Here is a 16,791-nt window from a genome sequence, read left to right as displayed (position 1 = left end):
TTCGGAGCCCTTCATGCAATTGTCACGAAGTGGGACTATGCGCTGCCCTTCAACAATCATCGGATACGGCCAGGAGAAAGCCCATGTGGCTCAGCAATTTCACCCTCGTTCTCCCAGACGAGGTGGTGAGTGAAGGTTCCGTGCGGATTGAAGACGGCGTGATTGCCGAAATCAGGCCGGAGCCGGTCGCCAATGCCGTCATCGACGGCGGCGGGCGCCTGCTGATGCCTGGTTTCGTCGATCTCCATGGCGACATGATCGAGCGCGAGATCGCGCCGCGACCGAACGCGCACATGCCGATCGATTTCGGTATCCACGAACTCGACAAGAAGCTCGCCGCTGCCGGCGTGACCACGGCTTTTGCCGCCGTCTCCTTCGCGACGGAAAGCGTCTACGGCCATGTCCGTTCGCTGGAAACGACCTCGGCCGTCATCGAGGGCATCAACACGCTGCGCGATAACCTGCTGATCGATCACCGTGTCCATGCCCGCTACGAGATCACCAACATCGGTGCGGCACCGGCGTTGGAGCGCCTGCTGGAAGCCGGCCATATCGACATGGTCTCGCTGACCGACCACACGCCGGGGCAGGGCCAGTACAACGACATCAAGAGCTATATCCTGAGCATTTCCGAGCGCCGCGCCATATCGGAGGAAATGGCCGCCGAGGTCGTCGCCAAGCGCATCGCTATGCGTGACAACCCGGAAATCGACGCCAAGCTGAAGGATATCGTCGCGCTCGCGAAGAAGCACGGTCTCTCGCTCGCCTCGCATGACGATGACAGCGTCGAAAAGGTCATCGAAATGTTCGATCTCGGCGTCACGATCAGCGAATTCCCGGTCACGCTGCCGGCCGCTGAAGAAGCCCGCCGCCGCGGCCTCTGGACACTGATGGGCGCACCGAATGCACTGCGCGGCAAATCCATGTCCGGCAATCTGAGCGCGCTCGATGCCGCAAAGGCCGGCCTGCTGACGGTGATCGCTGCCGATTACCATCCGGCTGCCTTCGTGCCCGGCATCTTTAAGCTGGCGGAAATGGTTGAGGGTGGTCTTCCCGGCGCCGTCGCCATGGCGACGGCGAATGCCGCCCGTTCCGCCGGCCTGATGGACCGCGGCGAGATCGCCGTTGGCCAGCGCGCCGATCTCGTTGTCATCGAGCCGGGCGATGTCCATCGCGTCCGCGCCACCTTCCGTGGCGGCCAGTTCGTCTATAGCGACGGCACGCTGCACCCGCTTCAGGCCCTTGCGGCCTGAGGTCAGGGTTTAGAGCAATTCCAGCAAAAGTGTGCAGCGGTTTTGCGTAAAAACAAGCAGATAGAGCGCTTTCGTGATTCGAAGAAAAACGAAAGTGCTCTAGTCGCCGATCAGCGAAATAAGCTGGGATTTGGTGGCGGCAGTGGAAGCTGCCGCCCCGACCGCCTTGCCGCCTTCCATCTTCACCTTGCCTTCGGCAAAGAGCTTGAGCGCCTGCGGATAGAGCTGATGCTCGATGGTCAGTATGCGTCCTGCCAGCGCTTCCGCCGTATCGCCCGCAAGTACAGGCACGGCGGCTTGGCCGATGGCCGGGCCTTCATCCATGCCTTCGGTGACGAAATGCACGGTGCAGCCGGCAATCCGCATGCCGGCGTCGATCGCCCGCTGATGCGTGTGGAGCCCCGGAAAGAGCGGCAGAAGGGAAGGGTGGATATTGAGGATCCGGCCTTCATGGCGCTGGATGAAGGCGGCTGAGAGGAGCCGCATATAGCCGGCAAGGCAGATGATATCAGGCGAAAGCTCATCGAGAGCGGCAAAGATTGCCGCCTCATGCTCGTCCTTGCTCGCATAGTCCTTGCGCACGAAGGCGAAGGTCGGAATGCCCTCCGCCGCCGCTTTGGCAAGCCCGCCCGCGTCCGCCTTGTCGGAGATCACGCCGACGATTTCGGCGGGGTAATCGGCCGATTTTGCCGCCTGCACCAGGGCCATCATGTTGGAGCCGCTGCCGGAAATGAAGACGACGGTGCGTTTGCGCGGCGAGCTCATAGGGCGAGCGTGCCCTTATAGATCGTGCCGGCAGCGCCTTCGGCGCGGGCGACCATGCGGCCGAGCGCCACCACCTTTTCGCCTTCCGCTTCGAGCACCTGGGAGACTGCGGCAACATTCTCTTGCGCGACGACGACGATCATGCCGATGCCGCAGTTGAAGGTGCGCAGCATTTCCGTGGCTTCGACGCCGCCCGTCCTGGCCAGCCACGAGAAGACTGGCGGAGCTTCGACGGCGGAGAGATCAATCTCGGCAGCGAGATGCTTCGGCAGCACGCGCGGAATATTCTCCGGGAAACCGCCGCCGGTAATGTGGGCGAGCGCCTTCAGCGCACCCGTCTCGCGGATCGCTTTCAGCAGCGGCTTCACATAAATGCGGGTCGGCGTCAGCAATGCTTCGCCGAGCTTCTTGCCTTCGGCAAACGGGGCCGGCGCATCCCAGCCGAGGCCGGAAAGCGAAACGATCTTGCGCACCAGCGAAAAACCGTTGGAGTGGACGCCGGAGGAGGAAAGGCCGATGATAACATCACCTTCTGCGATATCGCCCGACGGCAGCAGCTTGCCGCGCTCGGCGGCACCCACCGCAAAACCGGCGAGATCATAATCGCCGGAGGAATACATGCCCGGCATTTCGGCCGTTTCGCCGCCGATCAGCGCACAACCCGCCTCGCGGCAGCCGGCAGCGATCCCGCCGACGATGGCTGCACCCTGATCCGGATCAAGCTTGCCGGTCGCGAAATAGTCGAGGAAGAAGAGCGGCTCCGCACCCTGCACGACGAGATCGTTGACGCACATGGCAACGAGGTCGATGCCGACGGTGTCGTGATAGTCAGCGTCGATGGCGATCTTCAGTTTCGTGCCGACGCCGTCATTGGCGGCGACCAGAACCGGATCGGTGAAACCGGCCGCCTTCAGATCGAAGAGGCCGCCGAAGCCGCCGATCTCGCCATCCGCGCCTGGACGGCGCGTGGAACGCACGGCTGGCTTGATCTTCTCCACCATCAGGTTGCCGGCATCGATGTCGACGCCTGCATCGCTGTAGGTCAGACCGTTTTTTCCAGACTGGCTCATGATGATCTCCAGAGGATTTGAAGCTGCGGATAAAAGACCGCGTCACATGCCGGTCGCAATTGCATGAGAGTGCGCTTTATGCAAGCGTTGCAAGGGAAAAGCCCCCATTTTCCAGCTAATCCCTGTGCGCTTTCCGGATTTGGTGCAACGGGGTTGACCATCTTTGCGCCTCCATCCTATGTGCTGGATGGGCACGGGCAAGGCGTGCGGTCAGCGGGGAAGCGATGCCACAACAGGTCAGCGGAACGATACTGAAGCGCCAGGTCATCTTCTGGGTGGCGGTTCTGCTCATCTTCATCGCCTTCCTCTATATTTTCAGCTCGATCCTGCTGCCCTTTATCGCCGGCATGTCGATCGCTTATTTCCTCGATCCCATAGCAGACAGGCTGGAACGCCTCGGCTTGAGCCGTCTGATGGCCACCATCGTCATCCTGGTGGCCTTCGTCATCGTCTTTGCGCTGGCGCTGGTGATCCTGATCCCTGTGCTTATCAATCAGTTCAACGATTTTGCTCAGCGCGTGCCGGGCTATATCAGCCAGTTGCAGGAATTCATCGCCGACTACCAGGATTCCGTGCTGCCCGGCTGGATCAAGAGCCAGCTCGGCACCATCAAGAACAATTTCTCAACCATCCTGTCGGAAGGAATGGGCTTCCTGACCGGCCTCTTCTCGCAGATCTGGAATTCCGGCAAGGCGATCGTCGACGTCATCTCGCTGCTCGTCGTCACACCGGTCGTCGCCTTCTATATCCTGCTCGATTGGGACCGCATGGTTGCCAAGGTCGATCAATGGGTGCCGCGCGATTACGTGAGCGATGTGCGCCAGATCGCAAGAGAGATGGATCAGGCGATTGCCGGCTTTATCAGAGGGCAGGGTTCGCTCTGCTTGATCCTCGGCATCTATTATGCGGCGGGCCTTTCGATCGTCGGCCTGAATTTCGGCCTGCTCATCGGCCTTTTTGCGGGCATGATCAGCTTCATTCCCTATGTCGGTTCGCTCGTGGGTCTCGTGCTCGCGATCGGCGTGGCGATCGTCCAGTTCTGGCCTGATTATATCTGGATTATCGCCGTTCTCGCGGTCTTCTTCTCTGGCCAGTTCCTTGAAGGCAATATCCTGCAGCCGAAGCTCGTCGGCTCCAGCGTCGGCCTGCACCCCGTCTGGCTGATGTTTGCGCTCTTTGCCTTCGGTGCGCTCTTCGGTTTCGTCGGTCTGCTGGTCGCGGTGCCGGCTGCTGCAGCCGTCGGCGTCCTTGTCCGCTTTGCGCTTTCGCGCTACCTTCAAAGCGATCTCTACTATGGCAGGTCGCCGGGCGGCCGTGCCGGGAAGACGAAATCTGTTTCCGATGAATGACGTGAAGAACGCTGATCCGAAGCGCAAGGCCGGAGAGCAGCTTCCCTTGGCCTTTTCGCATGACGCTGCAACCGGCCGCGATGATCTCCTGATCTCGGAGCGTCTCGCTGCCGCGGTCTCGATCGTCGATGCCTGGCCGAACTGGCCGTCGGCAGTCGTCATCCTTGCCGGTCCTGTCGGCTCCGGCAAATCGCATCTCGCCGGCATCTGGAAGGAATTGAGCGGGGCGGAAATCATCCATCCTCAGGCCGGTTCCGATGCTGCGGTCGTGGCCGCAAACGGCCCCGTCCTTTTCGAGGATGTCGACCGCGTCGGCTTCGACGACAACGCCCTCTTCCACGTCATCAACAGCGTGCGGGAAAACGGCACCAGCTTCCTGATGACGAGCCGCCTCTGGCCCATGTCCTGGCCGGTCACGCTGCCCGATCTGCGCTCGCGTCTGAAGGCTGCGACTGTCGTCGAAATCGGCGAGCCCGATGAGGAATTGCTCTCGCAGGTCATCGTCAAGCTCTTTGCCGACCGGCAGCTTTATATAGATGACAAACTCGTCCTTTATATCGTCAATCGCATGGAGCGGTCGCTCAACGCCGCCCAGACAATTGTCGAAAGGCTCGATCGGCTGGCGCTTTCCAGAGGCACGGGGATTACCCGCACTCTCGCTGCCGAAGTATTGAATGAATTAGGCAATTCCGGCTCGGGCGATTGACTGTCACAGTTCCGTCGTGAAACTGATATATTCGCCAAAGCGATTGAAAGCGGGGTGAGTGGATCATGGACAGCGCATACCAGGAACATCAGGAACTCGCCCCGGATAACAGCGCAGACCAGCTGCCTCTGGACCAGCTTCTCTCCAGCCCCGAGCGCTTCATCAACCGCGAATTCTCCTGGCTGCAGTTCAACCGCCGCGTCCTCGAAGAGACGCTGAACACCGAGCATCCGCTCCTGGAGCGCGTGCGTTTCCTGTCGATCTCGGCTGCCAACCTCGACGAATTCTTCATGGTGCGCGTTGCCGGCCTCGAAGGCCAGGTGCGCCAGAGCATCGTGATCAAGAGTCCGGATGGCCGCACGCCCGCCGAGCAGCTGGACTCGATCCTCAGCGAGATCGATCATCTGCAGATGGAACAGCAGGCCTCGCTTGCCGTCCTGCAGCAATATCTCGCCAAGGAAGACATCCTGATCGTGCGCCCCGGCGCGCTGAGCGATTCCGACCGTCAGTGGCTGGCAAACGAGTTCGAGCAGTCGATCTTCCCGGTGCTGACGCCGCTGTCCATCGATCCTGCCCATCCGTTCCCATTCATTCCGAACCTCGGCTTCTCGATCGGCCTGCAGCTTGTCAGCCGCAATGGCCGCGAGCCGATGACGGCGCTGCTGCGCCTGCCGCCGGCACTCGACCGTTTCATCCGCCTGCCTGATGACCGCAGCACGATCCGCTACATCACGCTGGAGGATGTCGCCAACATCTTCATCCACCGGCTTTATCCGGGTTACGAGGTGCAGGGCTCGGGTACGTTCCGCGTCATCAGAGACAGCGATATCGAGGTCGAGGAAGAGGCTGAAGATCTCGTCCGCTTCTTCGAGACCGCGCTGAAGCGCCGCCGCCGCGGCAAGGTCATCCGCATCGAGACGGATTCCGAGATGCCGGCTTCGCTGCGCCAGTTCGTGGTCCAGGCACTCAGCATTCCGGATAACCGCGTTGCCGTTTTGCCCGGCCTTCTGGCGCTGAACACACTCTCGGAAATCACCAAGGCGCCGCGCGACGACCTGCGCTTTCCGCCCTACAACGCGCGATTTCCAGAACGTGTCCGTGAACACGCCGGTGATTGCTTTGCCGCTATCCGCGAAAAGGACATGGTGGTCCATCATCCCTACGAGTCTTTCGACGTGGTGGTCCAGTTCCTTCTCCAGGCTGCGCGCGATCCTGACGTTCTGGCGATAAAGCAGACGCTCTACCGTACCTCCAATGACAGCCCGATCGTGCGCGCTCTCGTCGACGCCGCCGAGGCCGGCAAGTCGGTGACGGCGCTGGTGGAGCTCAAGGCCCGCTTCGACGAAGAAGCCAATATCCGCTGGGCGCGCGACCTGGAGCGCGCCGGCGTGCAGGTCGTCTTCGGTTTCATCGAGCTCAAGACCCACGCCAAGATGTCGCTGGTCGTGCGCCGCGAAGAGGGCAAGCTGCGCACCTACTGCCATCTCGGCACCGGCAACTATCATCCGATCACCGCGAAGATCTATACCGACCTGTCCTTCTTCACGTGCAATCCTGTGATCGCCCACGATATGGCCAACATCTTCAACTTCATCACCGGTTACGGTGAGCCGGAAGAAGGGATGAAGCTTGCCGTTTCGCCCTACACGCTGCGCCCGCGCATCCTTCGCCACATCAACGAAGAGATCGAGCACGCCCGCAGCGGTCGTCCGGCAGCCATCTGGATGAAGATGAATTCGCTTGTTGACCCTGACATCATCGACGCGCTCTATACGGCGAGCCGTGCCGGCGTTGAGATCGATCTCGTCGTTCGCGGCATCTGCTGCCTGCGTCCGCAGGTGCCGGGCCTCTCCGATAAGATCCGCGTCAAATCGATCGTCGGCCGCTTCCTAGAGCACAGCCGCATCTTCTGCTTCGGCAATGGATACGGCCTGCCGTCCGACAAGGCTCTGGTCTATATCGGCTCGGCCGACATGATGCCGAGAAACCTCGATCGTCGTGTCGAAACCCTCGTTCCGCTGACAAATCCGACCGTTCACGAGCAGGTTTTGTCACAGATTATGCTCGGCAACGTGATTGACAACCAACAAAGCTACGAGATATTGCCCGACGGTACGTCACGGCGCATGGAAGTGCGCAAGGGCGAAGAACCGTTTAACGCGCAGCAATATTTCATGACCAATCCCAGCCTGTCCGGCCGCGGTGAAGCTCTGAAATCGAGTGCGCCGAAGCTGATCGCCGGTCTGCTCGAAGGCCGAAACAACAAGTAAACTGGACCTAATGGTTGAATCTGAAGCCCAGGGGCGACTTCCGGGTATCGCCCCGGTCTCCGTTGTCGATATCGGATCGAACTCCATCCGTCTGGTCGTCTACGAAGGTCTGTCGCGTTCGCCCACCATCCTCTTCAACGAAAAGGTCCTTTGTGGCCTCGGCAAGGGCATAGCTCTCACCGGCAAGATGGATGAAGAAAGCGTTGCACGGGCGCTTCAGGCCCTTCATCGCTTCAAGGCCCTCTCCGATCAGGCGCGCGCCGCCACCATGTATGTGCTGGCGACGGCTGCGGCGCGCGAGGCGAGCAACGGCCCCAATTTCATCCATCAGGCAGAGACGATCCTGCAGCGGCACGTCCGTATACTCTCAGGTGAGGAAGAGGCGCGCTTTGCGTCGCTCGGCATCATCAGCGGCTTTTACAATCCCGATGGCATAGCCGGCGATCTCGGCGGCGGCTCTCTGGAACTGATCGATATCAGGGGAAAGGATGTCAGCGGCGGTATTACCCTGCCGCTCGGCGGTCTGCGTCTGTCCGAATATGCCGGCGGCTCGCTTTCTAAAGCGCGCGCTTTTGCCCGCAAGCAGGTCAAGACCGCCAGGCTTCTCTCCAAGGGGGAGGGGCGCACTTTCTACGCCGTCGGCGGCACCTGGCGAAACATCGCCAAGCTGCACATGGAGATCACCCGCTATCCGCTGCACATGATGCAGGGCTACGAGGTTTCCCTCGAAGGCATGACGCAGTTCCTGGATCAGGTCGTCACCGCCAAGGATTCCAAGGAGCCTGCACTTCAGGCGGTTTCCAAGCATCGCCGTTCGCTGCTGCCCTTCGGCGCCATCGCCATGAAGGAAGTGCTGAACGCCATGAAGCCTTCGGTGATTTCCTTTTCCGCGCAGGGTGTGCGCGAAGGTTATCTCTACTCGCTGCTGTCAGAATCCGAGCGCCGGTCGGACCCGCTGCTTGCCGCTGCCGGCGAGCTTGCCATCCTGCGTGCCCGTTCGCCGGAACATGCCCGCGAGCTTGCCGATTGGACCGGTCGCATGATGCCTTTCTTCGGCGTGCAGGAAACGGAAGAGGAAAGCCGTTATCGCCAGGCCGCCTGCCTGCTTGCCGATATCAGCTGGCGTGCTCACCCGGATTATCGCGGTGCCCAGGCGCTGAACGTCATCGCCCACTCGTCCTTCGTCGGCATCAGCCATCCCGGCCGCGCCTTTATCGCGCTGACGAATTATTATCGCTTCGAAGGTCTTCACGACGACGGCTCGACGGCGCCGCTCGCCTCTATCGCCGGCCCGCAATTCATCGAGCGCGCCAAGCTGCTCGGCGGCATGCTGCGCGTCGTCTACCTCTTCTCGGCCTCCATGCCGGGCATCGTACGCGACCTGACCTTCCGCAAGTCCGCGTCCCCCGATCTCGATCTGGAGTTTGTGGTCCCGCACGAATATCGCGATTTCGCCGGAGAGCGGTTGGATGGCCGCCTGCAGCAATTGTCGCGGCTGACGAACAAGCGGCTGGCATTCCGGTTCGAATAGGCCGATCCGACCAGGGCTGCCTTGCGGCCAAAAAAAAGGGCGGCACTTTCGCGCCGCCCTCTCAATCACTTCAAACACGAATTACTTCGCGTTCAGGAACTCGCCAACTTCGAGGATGCTGAACTCGTTGTTGTCAGCCTTGTCGACGGCGCGGCCGGCCGAGAAGGGCAGGTTGTTGTCGTTGCCGATGATGATGTGCGTGGCGTCGACCCGGTCGACGTTTTCGATCGTCACGAACGGCATGTTGTAGACGCCGGCGATGTCTCCGGCCTTCTTCTTGTTGTCCGGATCCTGGATGTTCAGCAGGTCGATATAGCCGATCTTGCGAACGGCCTTGCCGGCGTTGGCGTCATTGAACTCGATCTTGTAGACGCGCTTCAGCTCCGCCGGAGCTTCGAAGCAATCCGGCTTCGGCTGCTTGGGATCGGCGCAGGCCTTGTCCTTCGTGCCGGCGCCATTGTCGCGTTCGATAACGAGAGCGGTGGACTCGTCGAGCATGTTGAAGTCGCCGATCGAGGCGCCCTTGTCTTCGAACGGATAGAGCCAGCTGCGGCCGGTCCACTTCTTGGAAGCGACGTCGAATTCGATGACGCGGATGGCGGTGTGGCCGTCAACCGATTCCATCTTGCCGTCATCCTGATAGATGGCGCCTTCGAGCAGGCCGTAGAGCTTGGAGCCGTCCTTCGACATGGCCAGGCCTTCGAAGCCGCCGGAGCGCTTCAGGTTGAAGACCGGGTTCTTGGCGGCCGGGTTGCCCGGCAGCTGGATCAGCGGATTGTCGGGGGACAGGACCGGCTTGCCGTCGAGCGTGGTGGGGATGACGTCCGTCAGGCGGCCTTCGGTGTCGATCTTCAGGAGGAACGGGCCGAACTCGTCGCCGAGCCAGAAGCCGTCGGCAACCGGCTGAACGGATTCGATGTCGAAATCGGCGCCGGTGAGGTAGCGCGTATCGGAGGCTTCCGTGACGATCGGGAATGGAGCGATCTTGTTCGGGTCGGACAGGAAGACGTTCTTGACGACATCAACCTTGTTGGCGTTCCAGTCGAACTTCAGCTGATGCAGGAACAGCATGGAATCGGACGAGGTAAACTTCGAACCGAAGCCGTTGTCCGAGAGCGTCCAGAAGGTGCCGTCGGGCATGGTCTTGATGCCGGAGAAGCCCTGGATCGGCTGACCGTCGAGCGGCAGCTTGACGTCGGTGACGCGGGCGCCGTCCTTGCCGGCAATCGTGCCGAGCTTTTCGGTGCGCTTGCGGTCCGGCGTCGTGAACTTGCCGGAGGTCTTCAGGAAGGCCGGTGCATCGGCCGGGGCCGGGGTCAGCGTGTTGGCAGGCAGGATGGCCTGGCCGGCGAGCTTCGCCGGGAAATGCTGCTGGTCGGCGGAGGCGGAGCCTGCGACGAGCATGAAAAGTGATACGGAAGCAAAAAGAACGTTCTTCATGATGTCCCCATAGAACGGAGTGCAAAAGCGCCATCCGCTTAGCAGGGCATTCATGTCGGCACATTGACGGTTGGGTGAAGCTTTGGTGACGTGTGGATAAAGCCCCGGCTCAACCGCGCCGCAGGGTTGCCGGCTGATTGAGAACGGTCACGGCGCGCGAAGAAAGGGCGACGACATCGAGCCCCTGGCCGCGTCCGCGCACCGCGTGATTGCCGAGGTTTTCGCCGACGATATCCTCGGGAAGCGTCATACGTTGGGCAAGCTCTGCGGAAATCAGCACCGGCCGGTTCAGCGTCCGGCAAAGCGACTCCAGCCGCGCCGTGGTGTTCACGGTATCGCCGAAGAAGCTGATCTTGTGATGATCGACGCCGACTTCGGCGGTAATGACACTGCCGCCGTGAAGAGCGGCCCTGAGCTTCGGCACATGACCGTAGCTCTTCTTCCAGCTTGCGGCATTAGCTTCGATATCGGCGAGGATATCGAAAAGGCATCGCACGCAACGAGCATTCTTGGTGCCGCGCGCTAAGGGCCAGGTGATGATCGCCGCATCGCCCACATAGTCGTTGATCATGCCCTTGTGGCGCCGCACCGGCTCTGCGAAGGCCGCAAACAGCGAACTCAGAAGCTGTTGCGCGCGCAGGTCCCCATGCTTTTCGGCAAAGGCGGTGGACTCGGCGAGATCGATGAACAGGAAGACGCGCTCTTCCTTCGCCGGATTGCGGTAGCGGCTGACCAGCATGCTGACGAAGACTTCGCGCCCCAGCAATTCGCGCACCCTGAGCAGGAAGATCAGCATCGTGCAGACAGCAAGCGCATAGAGAAAGATATCGAACGGCATGATCAGCACGTCGATCATCTTCGGTGGCTTCAGAGCGCCCAGCAGAGTGAGAAGGAAACCGGCAGCCGCAAAGCCGATGCTCATCAGGATTTCATAGATGACGAGCTCGGTGATGATGAAGAGCAGTGTCGGAAATCTCTGAATGCGCCGGTAGAGGCCGCGCAAGAATACCCTGCGCTCGAAGGCGAGGATCGGCATGCCGATGAAGAGCGCGAAGATCGCTCCGATGATGGGCGTCTGGCCGCTATAGTAGTAAAGATCGTAGACCACGCCGCTGAGTGCCAGGACGAGCGCGATCAGGATCCAGTTCTGCGTCGGGGATATCTCTCTCATGCCGCCCTTTCGCCGAAGCACGTCATTCGGCTATTGTTTCCCGCGCAGTGCTATGGTCAAGACATTTCGAATTTAAGGCAGGTCGCGAAAAACTGTGCAGTTGTTTTGCGACAACGACATGCGTAACAACGATTTGAAGTGCGGTCGGCGAACCTGAAGGTTTGAAACTGCTTAAGCCGGCAGCGCGACGGTCTCGACCTTGCGACCGGCGAAGCGCAGGGCGATCTCGCCGCGGATGAGCTGTAGCGCCGGCTCGCCGAAAAGATCGCGCCGCCAGCCATGCATCGCGCCCACATCGGCCGTTTCGCCCTCAGCCGCGATCCTGTCGAGGTCGTCGCTGTTGGCAATCACCTTGGGCGCCACGCCATGCTTTTCGGAGATCAGCTTGAGCAGCACTTTGAGAAGCTCGACCGCCGCTGCAGCACCTTCCGGCGGCTGTGCCTGGCGCGGTACATGCGGCATTTCGGACCGTGGCAGTGCAAGCGCGGTGTTGACGGCTTCGAGCACCGCCCCTCCGGTAGCCGAGCGCTCCCAGCCCTTCGGAATTGTCCGCAGGCGGCCCAATGCTTCGGCATCCTTCGGCTGCTGCTGGGCGATCTCGTAGATCGCGTCGTCCTTCAGCACGCGCGAACGCGGCACGTTGCGGGAGCGGGCCTCGCGCTCGCGCCAGGCGGCGACATATTTCAGGATCGCCAGTTCCTGCGGTTTGCGCAGGCGCAGCTTCAGGCGCTGCCAGGCATCGTCAGGATGGATGTCGTAGGTCTCGCGCGATTCCAGAATGTCCATTTCCTCGCGCAGCCAGGAAGCGCGGCCTTCGCGCTCCAGTTCCGCCTTGAGATAGAGATAGGCGTCGCGCAGATGGGTGACGTCGGCCAGCGCATATTCGAGCTGCTTGTCGGAGAGCGGCCGGCGGCTCCAGTCCGTGAAGCGCGAAGACTTGTCGATATGGACGTTCTTCGTGCGGCTGATGAGCTGGTCGTAGGAGACGCTGTCGCCGAAGCCGCAGACCATGGCGGCGACCTGCGTATCGAAGATCGGGTGAGGGATGAGGTTGCCGCGATTGAAGATGATTTCAATATCCTGCCGCGCTGCATGAAACACCTTCAGCACATCAGGATTGGCCATCAGCTCGAAGAAGGGTGAAAGATCGATATCCCTCGCCAGCGGATCGACCAGTACTTCCACCGTCGGGCTCGCCATCTGGATCAGGCACAGTTCCGGCCAGAAGGTCGTTTCACGCAGGAATTCAGTATCGATGGTAATGAAATCGGACTTGGCCAGCTCTTTGCAGGCGGCCGCCAGATCGGCGGTGGTTTCGATCATATCAGTTCATTCGCAAGGAAGAGGTCGGTTAAACCTTCCTTCCCCTTTCGAAGAGATATGTCAATACGGTGAGCGGGCTTCACCTTCGCGAAGTCTTATTCGCCGGGATGCAGGCGATGTTTTCTGCGGTTGCTGCGTTCGTTCGCGAGCACGGCAACCCACCCGCCGATGGCGACCATCGCCGGCAGGATAATAAAGGCGAAGATTTCGATGCCGCTCATTAGGGGCAGACCTTTAAGTGCGCGTCTTCCTGCCAAATGTAATGCAACCGCGGCCGAAAGCCAACAGAAGGCACCGATCACGAACGTGAAGGTTGAAGCAATAGTCCCTGTTGCGGAATAAAGCGCCGCGGCGATCGGGGCGAAAACCCCAACCGTCAGACAGGACGTTGATGCCCTGTCGGTCGCATTTGCCAGATATTTGGTTCCGAAAGCGTCATCATATCAAACCACGCGAACGTAGCTCGTCATGCCGGTCTTCTGGTGCTCGATGATATGGCAATGCAGCACCCAGTCGCCGGGATTGTCGGCGACGAAAGCGAGTTGCACCTTCTCATCCGGTTGTACGAGGTAGGTATCGGACATCAGCGGCATGACTTGGCGCGTCGAGGACGAGATGACAGTGAAGCTCATGCCGTGCAGATGGATCGGGTGGGTGTGCGGCGTGACATTTTCCAGATTGAAGATGTAGCTCTTGCCGAGCTTCAGCTCGGCGAGCGGCGCAGTCGGATCGGACGTGTCGCCCGGCCACGGCACCTTGTTGATGGCCCAGAAGCTGTAGCCGAGCGTGCCGCAAATGCTGTCGACGGCCGCGTTCTCTGCGGTAGCGGACAGCACCAGCGGGATTGTTTCCGCAGACGAGAGATCGGCCTTCGGCACCGGATTTTCCGCGAGCGCGCCGAGATCGCCGATATCGCGTTTCAGCGACTGGCCGATGGCGCGCAGGCTCGCGATCACCTTCGGCGTCGTACCACGGATATCTTCGAGCGTCGCGACCGCACCCTCGCTGTCGGGCATGCGAACGGCAAGATCGAGCCGCTGCCCCGGACCGATCTGCAGGAGGTCGAGCGGGAAGCGCTTCGGCACCGGATTGCCGTCGATGGCAATGACCGTCGCATCGGCACCTTCCATTTTAAGCTGGAAGATGCGGGTCACATCGGTGGCGGCGATGCGCAGGCGGATCAGCCCACCCGCAGGTGCGTCATATGCCGGCTCCTGATGCCAGTTTGCGGTACGTATCGTGCCATATGTACCGGCCTTGGCCGCATCGCGCGGACGAAACGGCGCGATGAACTGTCCATCGCCGCCGAGCCGCCAGTCGCGCAGATTGAGCACGACCTCCGCATCGAAGATGGGATCCGATGGATCTTCCACGACAAGTACGCCCGTCATTCCATGACCCATCTGGGTCAGCGTGTTGCAGTGCGGGTGATACCAGAAGGTGCCGGCATCCGGTGGCGTGAAGAGATAATCGAAGCTGTCGCCGGTATAGACATAGGGCTGCGTCATGAAGGGCACGCCGTCCATCTTGTTGTCGATGCGCAGCCCGTGCCAATGGATCGTCGTCGGCTCTTCGAGGCTGTTGCTCAGCCGCGCCGCATAGGGTTTTCCCCGCGGCATCCTCAGCACCGGCGGCAGGCCTTCGTCTCCCCATGTCATGATATCCTTGGTTGCGGCTGCATCGACGATCTGTGCTTCCGTCCTGCGTGCCGTCAGCACACGCGGCTCGGGTGCGGCTTCCGCCAGCCCGAACCGTCCCGCAATGGCCATGCCCGCACCATAGGCGCCGGCGACAGCGGAAGCCTTGATGAGGTTGCGGCGTGTGAGCAGGGGCATCGGAAACTCCGTCTTTGAAGATGCCTCCTTTTAAAGTTGACTGCCGTCTTCATCAATATGCTGGCTTCTGCCAAACTGCCGCAGCGCGAGCACCGCAACTCCCTCGGAAACGCTGACGCAAACGGCCCGTCGGCCGCGCCAAGTCTTGACAAATCAAAGCGTCCATGCGCTTGTCCGCCCGATTTTCTTGTCGGCGCTGCAGGTCTGCGGACCATGCCGCCGTCTTAAGCCAAATACCAGGAATTGAGATCATGCACCGCTACCGCAGCCACACATGCGCCGCTCTTCGCAAATCGGACGTCGGCTCGACTGTCCGTATTTCCGGCTGGGTCCATCGTGTCCGAGATCATGGCGGCGTGCTGTTCATCGACCTTCGCGACCATTACGGCACGACGCAGATCGTTGCCGACCCGGATTCGCCGGCTTTCAAGCAGGCAGAAACCGTTCGCGGCGAATGGGTCATCCGCGTCGACGGCCTCGTCAAGGCCCGTACCGAAGATACCGTCAACAAGAACATGCCGACCGGCGAGATTGAGCTCTACGCGCAGGAGATCGAAGTTCTCTCTGCTGCCAAGGAACTGCCGCTGCCGGTCTTCGGTGAGCCGGACTATCCGGAAGAGGTTCGCCTCAAATACCGCTTCCTCGATCTCCGCCGCGAAACGCTGCACCGGAACATCGTCAAGCGCACGCAGGTGATCTCCGCCATGCGCCGCGAAATGGGCAATGTCGGTTTCACCGAATATACGACGCCGATCCTGACGGCATCCTCCCCGGAAGGCGCACGCGACTTCCTAGTGCCGAGCCGCATCCATCCCGGCACTTTCTACGCACTGCCGCAGGCTCCGCAGCAGTACAAGCAGCTGCTGATGGTTGCCGGTTTCGACCGCTACTTCCAGATCGCGCCGTGCTTCCGTGACGAAGATCCGCGCGCCGACCGCCTGCCGGGCGAATTCTACCAGCTCGACCTCGAAATGAGCTTCGTGACCCAGGAAGACGTCTGGAACACGATGGGTCCGCTGATGACCGGCATTTTCGAAGAGTTTGCCGAAGGCAAGCCGGTCACCAAGGAATGGCCGCGCATCCCTTATGACGAAGCGATCCGCAAATATGGCACCGACAAGCCGGACCTGCGTAACCCGATCGTCATGGAAGCCGTGACCGACCATTTCGCCGGCTCCGGCTTCAAGGTCTTCGCTAACATGATCGCCTCCAACCCCAAGGTTCAGGTCTGGGCGATCCCGGCCAAGACTGGTGGTTCGCGCGCTTTCTGCGACCGCATGAACGCCTGGGCGCAGAGCCAGGGCCAGCCCGGCCTCGGCTATATCTTCTGGCGCAAGGAAGGCGAAAAGCTTGAGGGTGCCGGCCCGCTCGCCAAGAATATCGGCGAAGAGCGCACCGATGCTATCCGCACGCAGCTCGGCCTCGGTGATGGCGATGCCTGCTTCTTCGTCGCCGGCGAGCCGGAAAAGTTCTACAAGTTCGCAGGCGAAGCGCGTACCCGCGCGGGCGACGAGCTGAACCTCATCGACCGCGACCGTTTCGAACTGTGCTGGATCGTCGACTTCCCGTTCTTCGAATGGAACGAAGAAGAGAAGAAGGTCGACTTCGCACACAACCCGTTCTCGATGCCGCAGGGCGGCCTCGATGCGCTGCAGAACCAGGATCCGCTTGGCATCAAGGCCTTCCAGTACGACGCGGTCTGCAACGGCTTCGAAATCGCCTCGGGCTCGATCCGTAACCAGTCGCCGGAAACCATGGTCGCCGCCTTCGAAAAGGTGGGTCTCACCCAGCAGGACGTCGAAGATCGTTTCGGCGGCCTCTATCGCGCCTTCCAGTACGGCGCACCGCCGCACGGCGGTGCGGCCTTCGGTATCGACCGCATCGTCATGCTGCTCGTCGGCGCCAAGAACCTGCGCGAAATCTCGCTCTTCCCGATGAACCAGCAGGCTCAGGACCTCTTGATGGGTGCGCCGACCCCGGCAACGCCCACCCAGCTTCGCGAACTGGCGATCCGCCCGATCCCGCCAGTGAAGAAAGACTGAGGCGCAAGCTCCTCAACAAAAAGAGCCCGGCGAGTT

General features: G+C 61.0%; 13 protein-coding genes. 6 read left to right on the top strand and 7 right to left on the bottom strand.

All coding sequences use genetic code 11. The features are described 5' to 3' along the window. The first annotated feature begins 83 nt into the window (after nt 1–83). The gene (locus tag FHT82_RS12585; protein WP_183730545.1) at nt 84–1,253 is read left to right on the top strand and encodes an alpha-D-ribose 1-methylphosphonate 5-triphosphate diphosphatase; all 1,170 of its coding nucleotides are present in this window, start codon (nt 84–86) and stop codon (nt 1,251–1,253) included. 99 nt (nt 1,254–1,352) lie between these two features. On the opposite strand, the gene purN is transcribed toward FHT82_RS12585, so the two are convergent. Continuing rightward, nucleotides 1,353–2,018, bottom strand: a complete 666-nt coding sequence (purN, locus tag FHT82_RS12580; protein ID WP_183730543.1) for a phosphoribosylglycinamide formyltransferase — start codon at nt 2,016–2,018, stop codon at nt 1,353–1,355. Then, entirely contained in the window at nt 2,015–3,088 is a 1,074-nt protein-coding gene (purM, locus tag FHT82_RS12575) for a phosphoribosylformylglycinamidine cyclo-ligase (protein WP_183730540.1), read from the bottom strand. The genes purN and purM overlap by 4 nt, the downstream gene beginning before the upstream one ends. Nucleotides 3,089–3,312: 224 nt before the next feature. On the opposite strand from purM, the gene FHT82_RS12570 reads away from it, so the two are divergent. From FHT82_RS12570 to ppx, 4 genes are all read left to right on the top strand, one after another. Next, entirely contained in the window at nt 3,313–4,437 is a 1,125-nt protein-coding gene (locus tag FHT82_RS12570) for an AI-2E family transporter (protein WP_183730536.1), read from the top strand. Next, nucleotides 4,430–5,143, top strand: a complete 714-nt coding sequence (hdaA, locus tag FHT82_RS12565) for a DnaA regulatory inactivator HdaA (protein ID WP_183730533.1) — start codon at nt 4,430–4,432, stop codon at nt 5,141–5,143. Before FHT82_RS12570 ends, hdaA begins: the two co-directional genes overlap by 8 nt. A gap of 65 nt (nt 5,144–5,208) precedes the next feature. After that, entirely contained in the window at nt 5,209–7,413 is a 2,205-nt protein-coding gene (locus FHT82_RS12560) for an RNA degradosome polyphosphate kinase (RefSeq protein ID WP_183730530.1), read from the top strand. 10 nt (nt 7,414–7,423) lie between these two features. Continuing rightward, a complete protein-coding gene (ppx, locus tag FHT82_RS12555; RefSeq protein WP_183730527.1) occupies nt 7,424–8,944 on the top strand; it encodes an exopolyphosphatase in 1,521 nt (506 codons plus the stop codon). A gap of 81 nt (nt 8,945–9,025) precedes the next feature. Here the strand turns inward: ppx and FHT82_RS12550 are convergent, their stop codons facing one another. The 5 genes from FHT82_RS12550 to FHT82_RS12535 all read right to left on the bottom strand — a co-directional run bounded on the left by FHT82_RS12550 (nt 9,026) and on the right by FHT82_RS12535 (nt 14,713). After that, the gene (locus FHT82_RS12550) at nt 9,026–10,384 is read right to left on the bottom strand and encodes an esterase-like activity of phytase family protein (RefSeq protein WP_183730524.1); all 1,359 of its coding nucleotides are present in this window, start codon (nt 10,382–10,384) and stop codon (nt 9,026–9,028) included. 109 nt (nt 10,385–10,493) lie between these two features. Continuing rightward, on the bottom strand, nt 10,494–11,555 hold the full coding sequence (locus FHT82_RS12545) for an adenylate/guanylate cyclase domain-containing protein (protein ID WP_183730522.1): 1,062 nt from the start codon (nt 11,553–11,555) through the stop codon (nt 10,494–10,496). 171 nt (nt 11,556–11,726) lie between these two features. Then, a complete protein-coding gene (gene rnd, locus FHT82_RS12540) occupies nt 11,727–12,878 on the bottom strand; it encodes a ribonuclease D (protein WP_183730520.1) in 1,152 nt (383 codons plus the stop codon). A 95-nt stretch (nt 12,879–12,973) separates the two neighbouring features. Beyond that, the gene (locus FHT82_RS30550) at nt 12,974–13,099 is read right to left on the bottom strand and encodes a hypothetical protein (protein WP_281411234.1); all 126 of its coding nucleotides are present in this window, start codon (nt 13,097–13,099) and stop codon (nt 12,974–12,976) included. Nucleotides 13,100–13,321: 222 nt separating this feature from the next. Then, complete coding sequence (locus FHT82_RS12535) at nt 13,322–14,713, bottom strand: multicopper oxidase family protein (protein WP_183730517.1); 1,392 nt, start codon at nt 14,711–14,713, stop codon at nt 13,322–13,324. A 251-nt stretch (nt 14,714–14,964) separates the two neighbouring features. On the opposite strand from FHT82_RS12535, the gene aspS reads away from it, so the two are divergent. Further along, nucleotides 14,965–16,755: an aspartate--tRNA ligase gene (aspS, locus tag FHT82_RS12530; RefSeq protein ID WP_183730514.1), complete on the top strand. Its 1,791-nt coding sequence runs from the start codon at nt 14,965–14,967 to the stop codon at nt 16,753–16,755. Nucleotides 16,756–16,791: the final 36 nt, after the last annotated feature.

The organism is Rhizobium sp. BK275 (assembly GCF_014193555.1).
In the GTDB taxonomy this organism is placed as follows: Bacteria; Pseudomonadota; Alphaproteobacteria; order Rhizobiales; family Rhizobiaceae; genus Rhizobium.
Note: the sequence above shows the minus strand (reverse complement) of the source record. Positions and strands in the feature narration are given on the sequence as shown.

Excerpts from the sequence above, each read along its gene's own strand:
- FHT82_RS12585 (WP_183730545.1), top strand. The coding sequence starts at position 84 with ATGTGGCTCAGCAATTTCACCCTCGTTCTCCCAGACGAGGTGGTGAGT.
- purN (WP_183730543.1), bottom strand. The coding sequence starts at position 2,018 with ATGAGCTCGCCGCGCAAACGCACCGTCGTCTTCATTTCCGGCAGCGGC.
- purM (WP_183730540.1), bottom strand. The coding sequence starts at position 3,088 with ATGAGCCAGTCTGGAAAAAACGGTCTGACCTACAGCGATGCAGGCGTC.
- FHT82_RS12570 (WP_183730536.1), top strand. The coding sequence starts at position 3,313 with ATGCCACAACAGGTCAGCGGAACGATACTGAAGCGCCAGGTCATCTTC.
- hdaA (WP_183730533.1), top strand. The coding sequence starts at position 4,430 with ATGAATGACGTGAAGAACGCTGATCCGAAGCGCAAGGCCGGAGAGCAG.
- FHT82_RS12560 (WP_183730530.1), top strand. The coding sequence starts at position 5,209 with ATGGACAGCGCATACCAGGAACATCAGGAACTCGCCCCGGATAACAGC.
- ppx (WP_183730527.1), top strand. The coding sequence starts at position 7,424 with ATGGTTGAATCTGAAGCCCAGGGGCGACTTCCGGGTATCGCCCCGGTC.
- FHT82_RS12550 (WP_183730524.1), bottom strand. The coding sequence starts at position 10,384 with ATGAAGAACGTTCTTTTTGCTTCCGTATCACTTTTCATGCTCGTCGCA.
- FHT82_RS12545 (WP_183730522.1), bottom strand. The coding sequence starts at position 11,555 with ATGAGAGAGATATCCCCGACGCAGAACTGGATCCTGATCGCGCTCGTC.
- rnd (WP_183730520.1), bottom strand. The coding sequence starts at position 12,878 with ATGATCGAAACCACCGCCGATCTGGCGGCCGCCTGCAAAGAGCTGGCC.
- FHT82_RS30550 (WP_281411234.1), bottom strand. The coding sequence starts at position 13,099 with ATGAGCGGCATCGAAATCTTCGCCTTTATTATCCTGCCGGCGATGGTC.
- FHT82_RS12535 (WP_183730517.1), bottom strand. The coding sequence starts at position 14,713 with ATGCCCCTGCTCACACGCCGCAACCTCATCAAGGCTTCCGCTGTCGCC.
- aspS (WP_183730514.1), top strand. The coding sequence starts at position 14,965 with ATGCACCGCTACCGCAGCCACACATGCGCCGCTCTTCGCAAATCGGAC.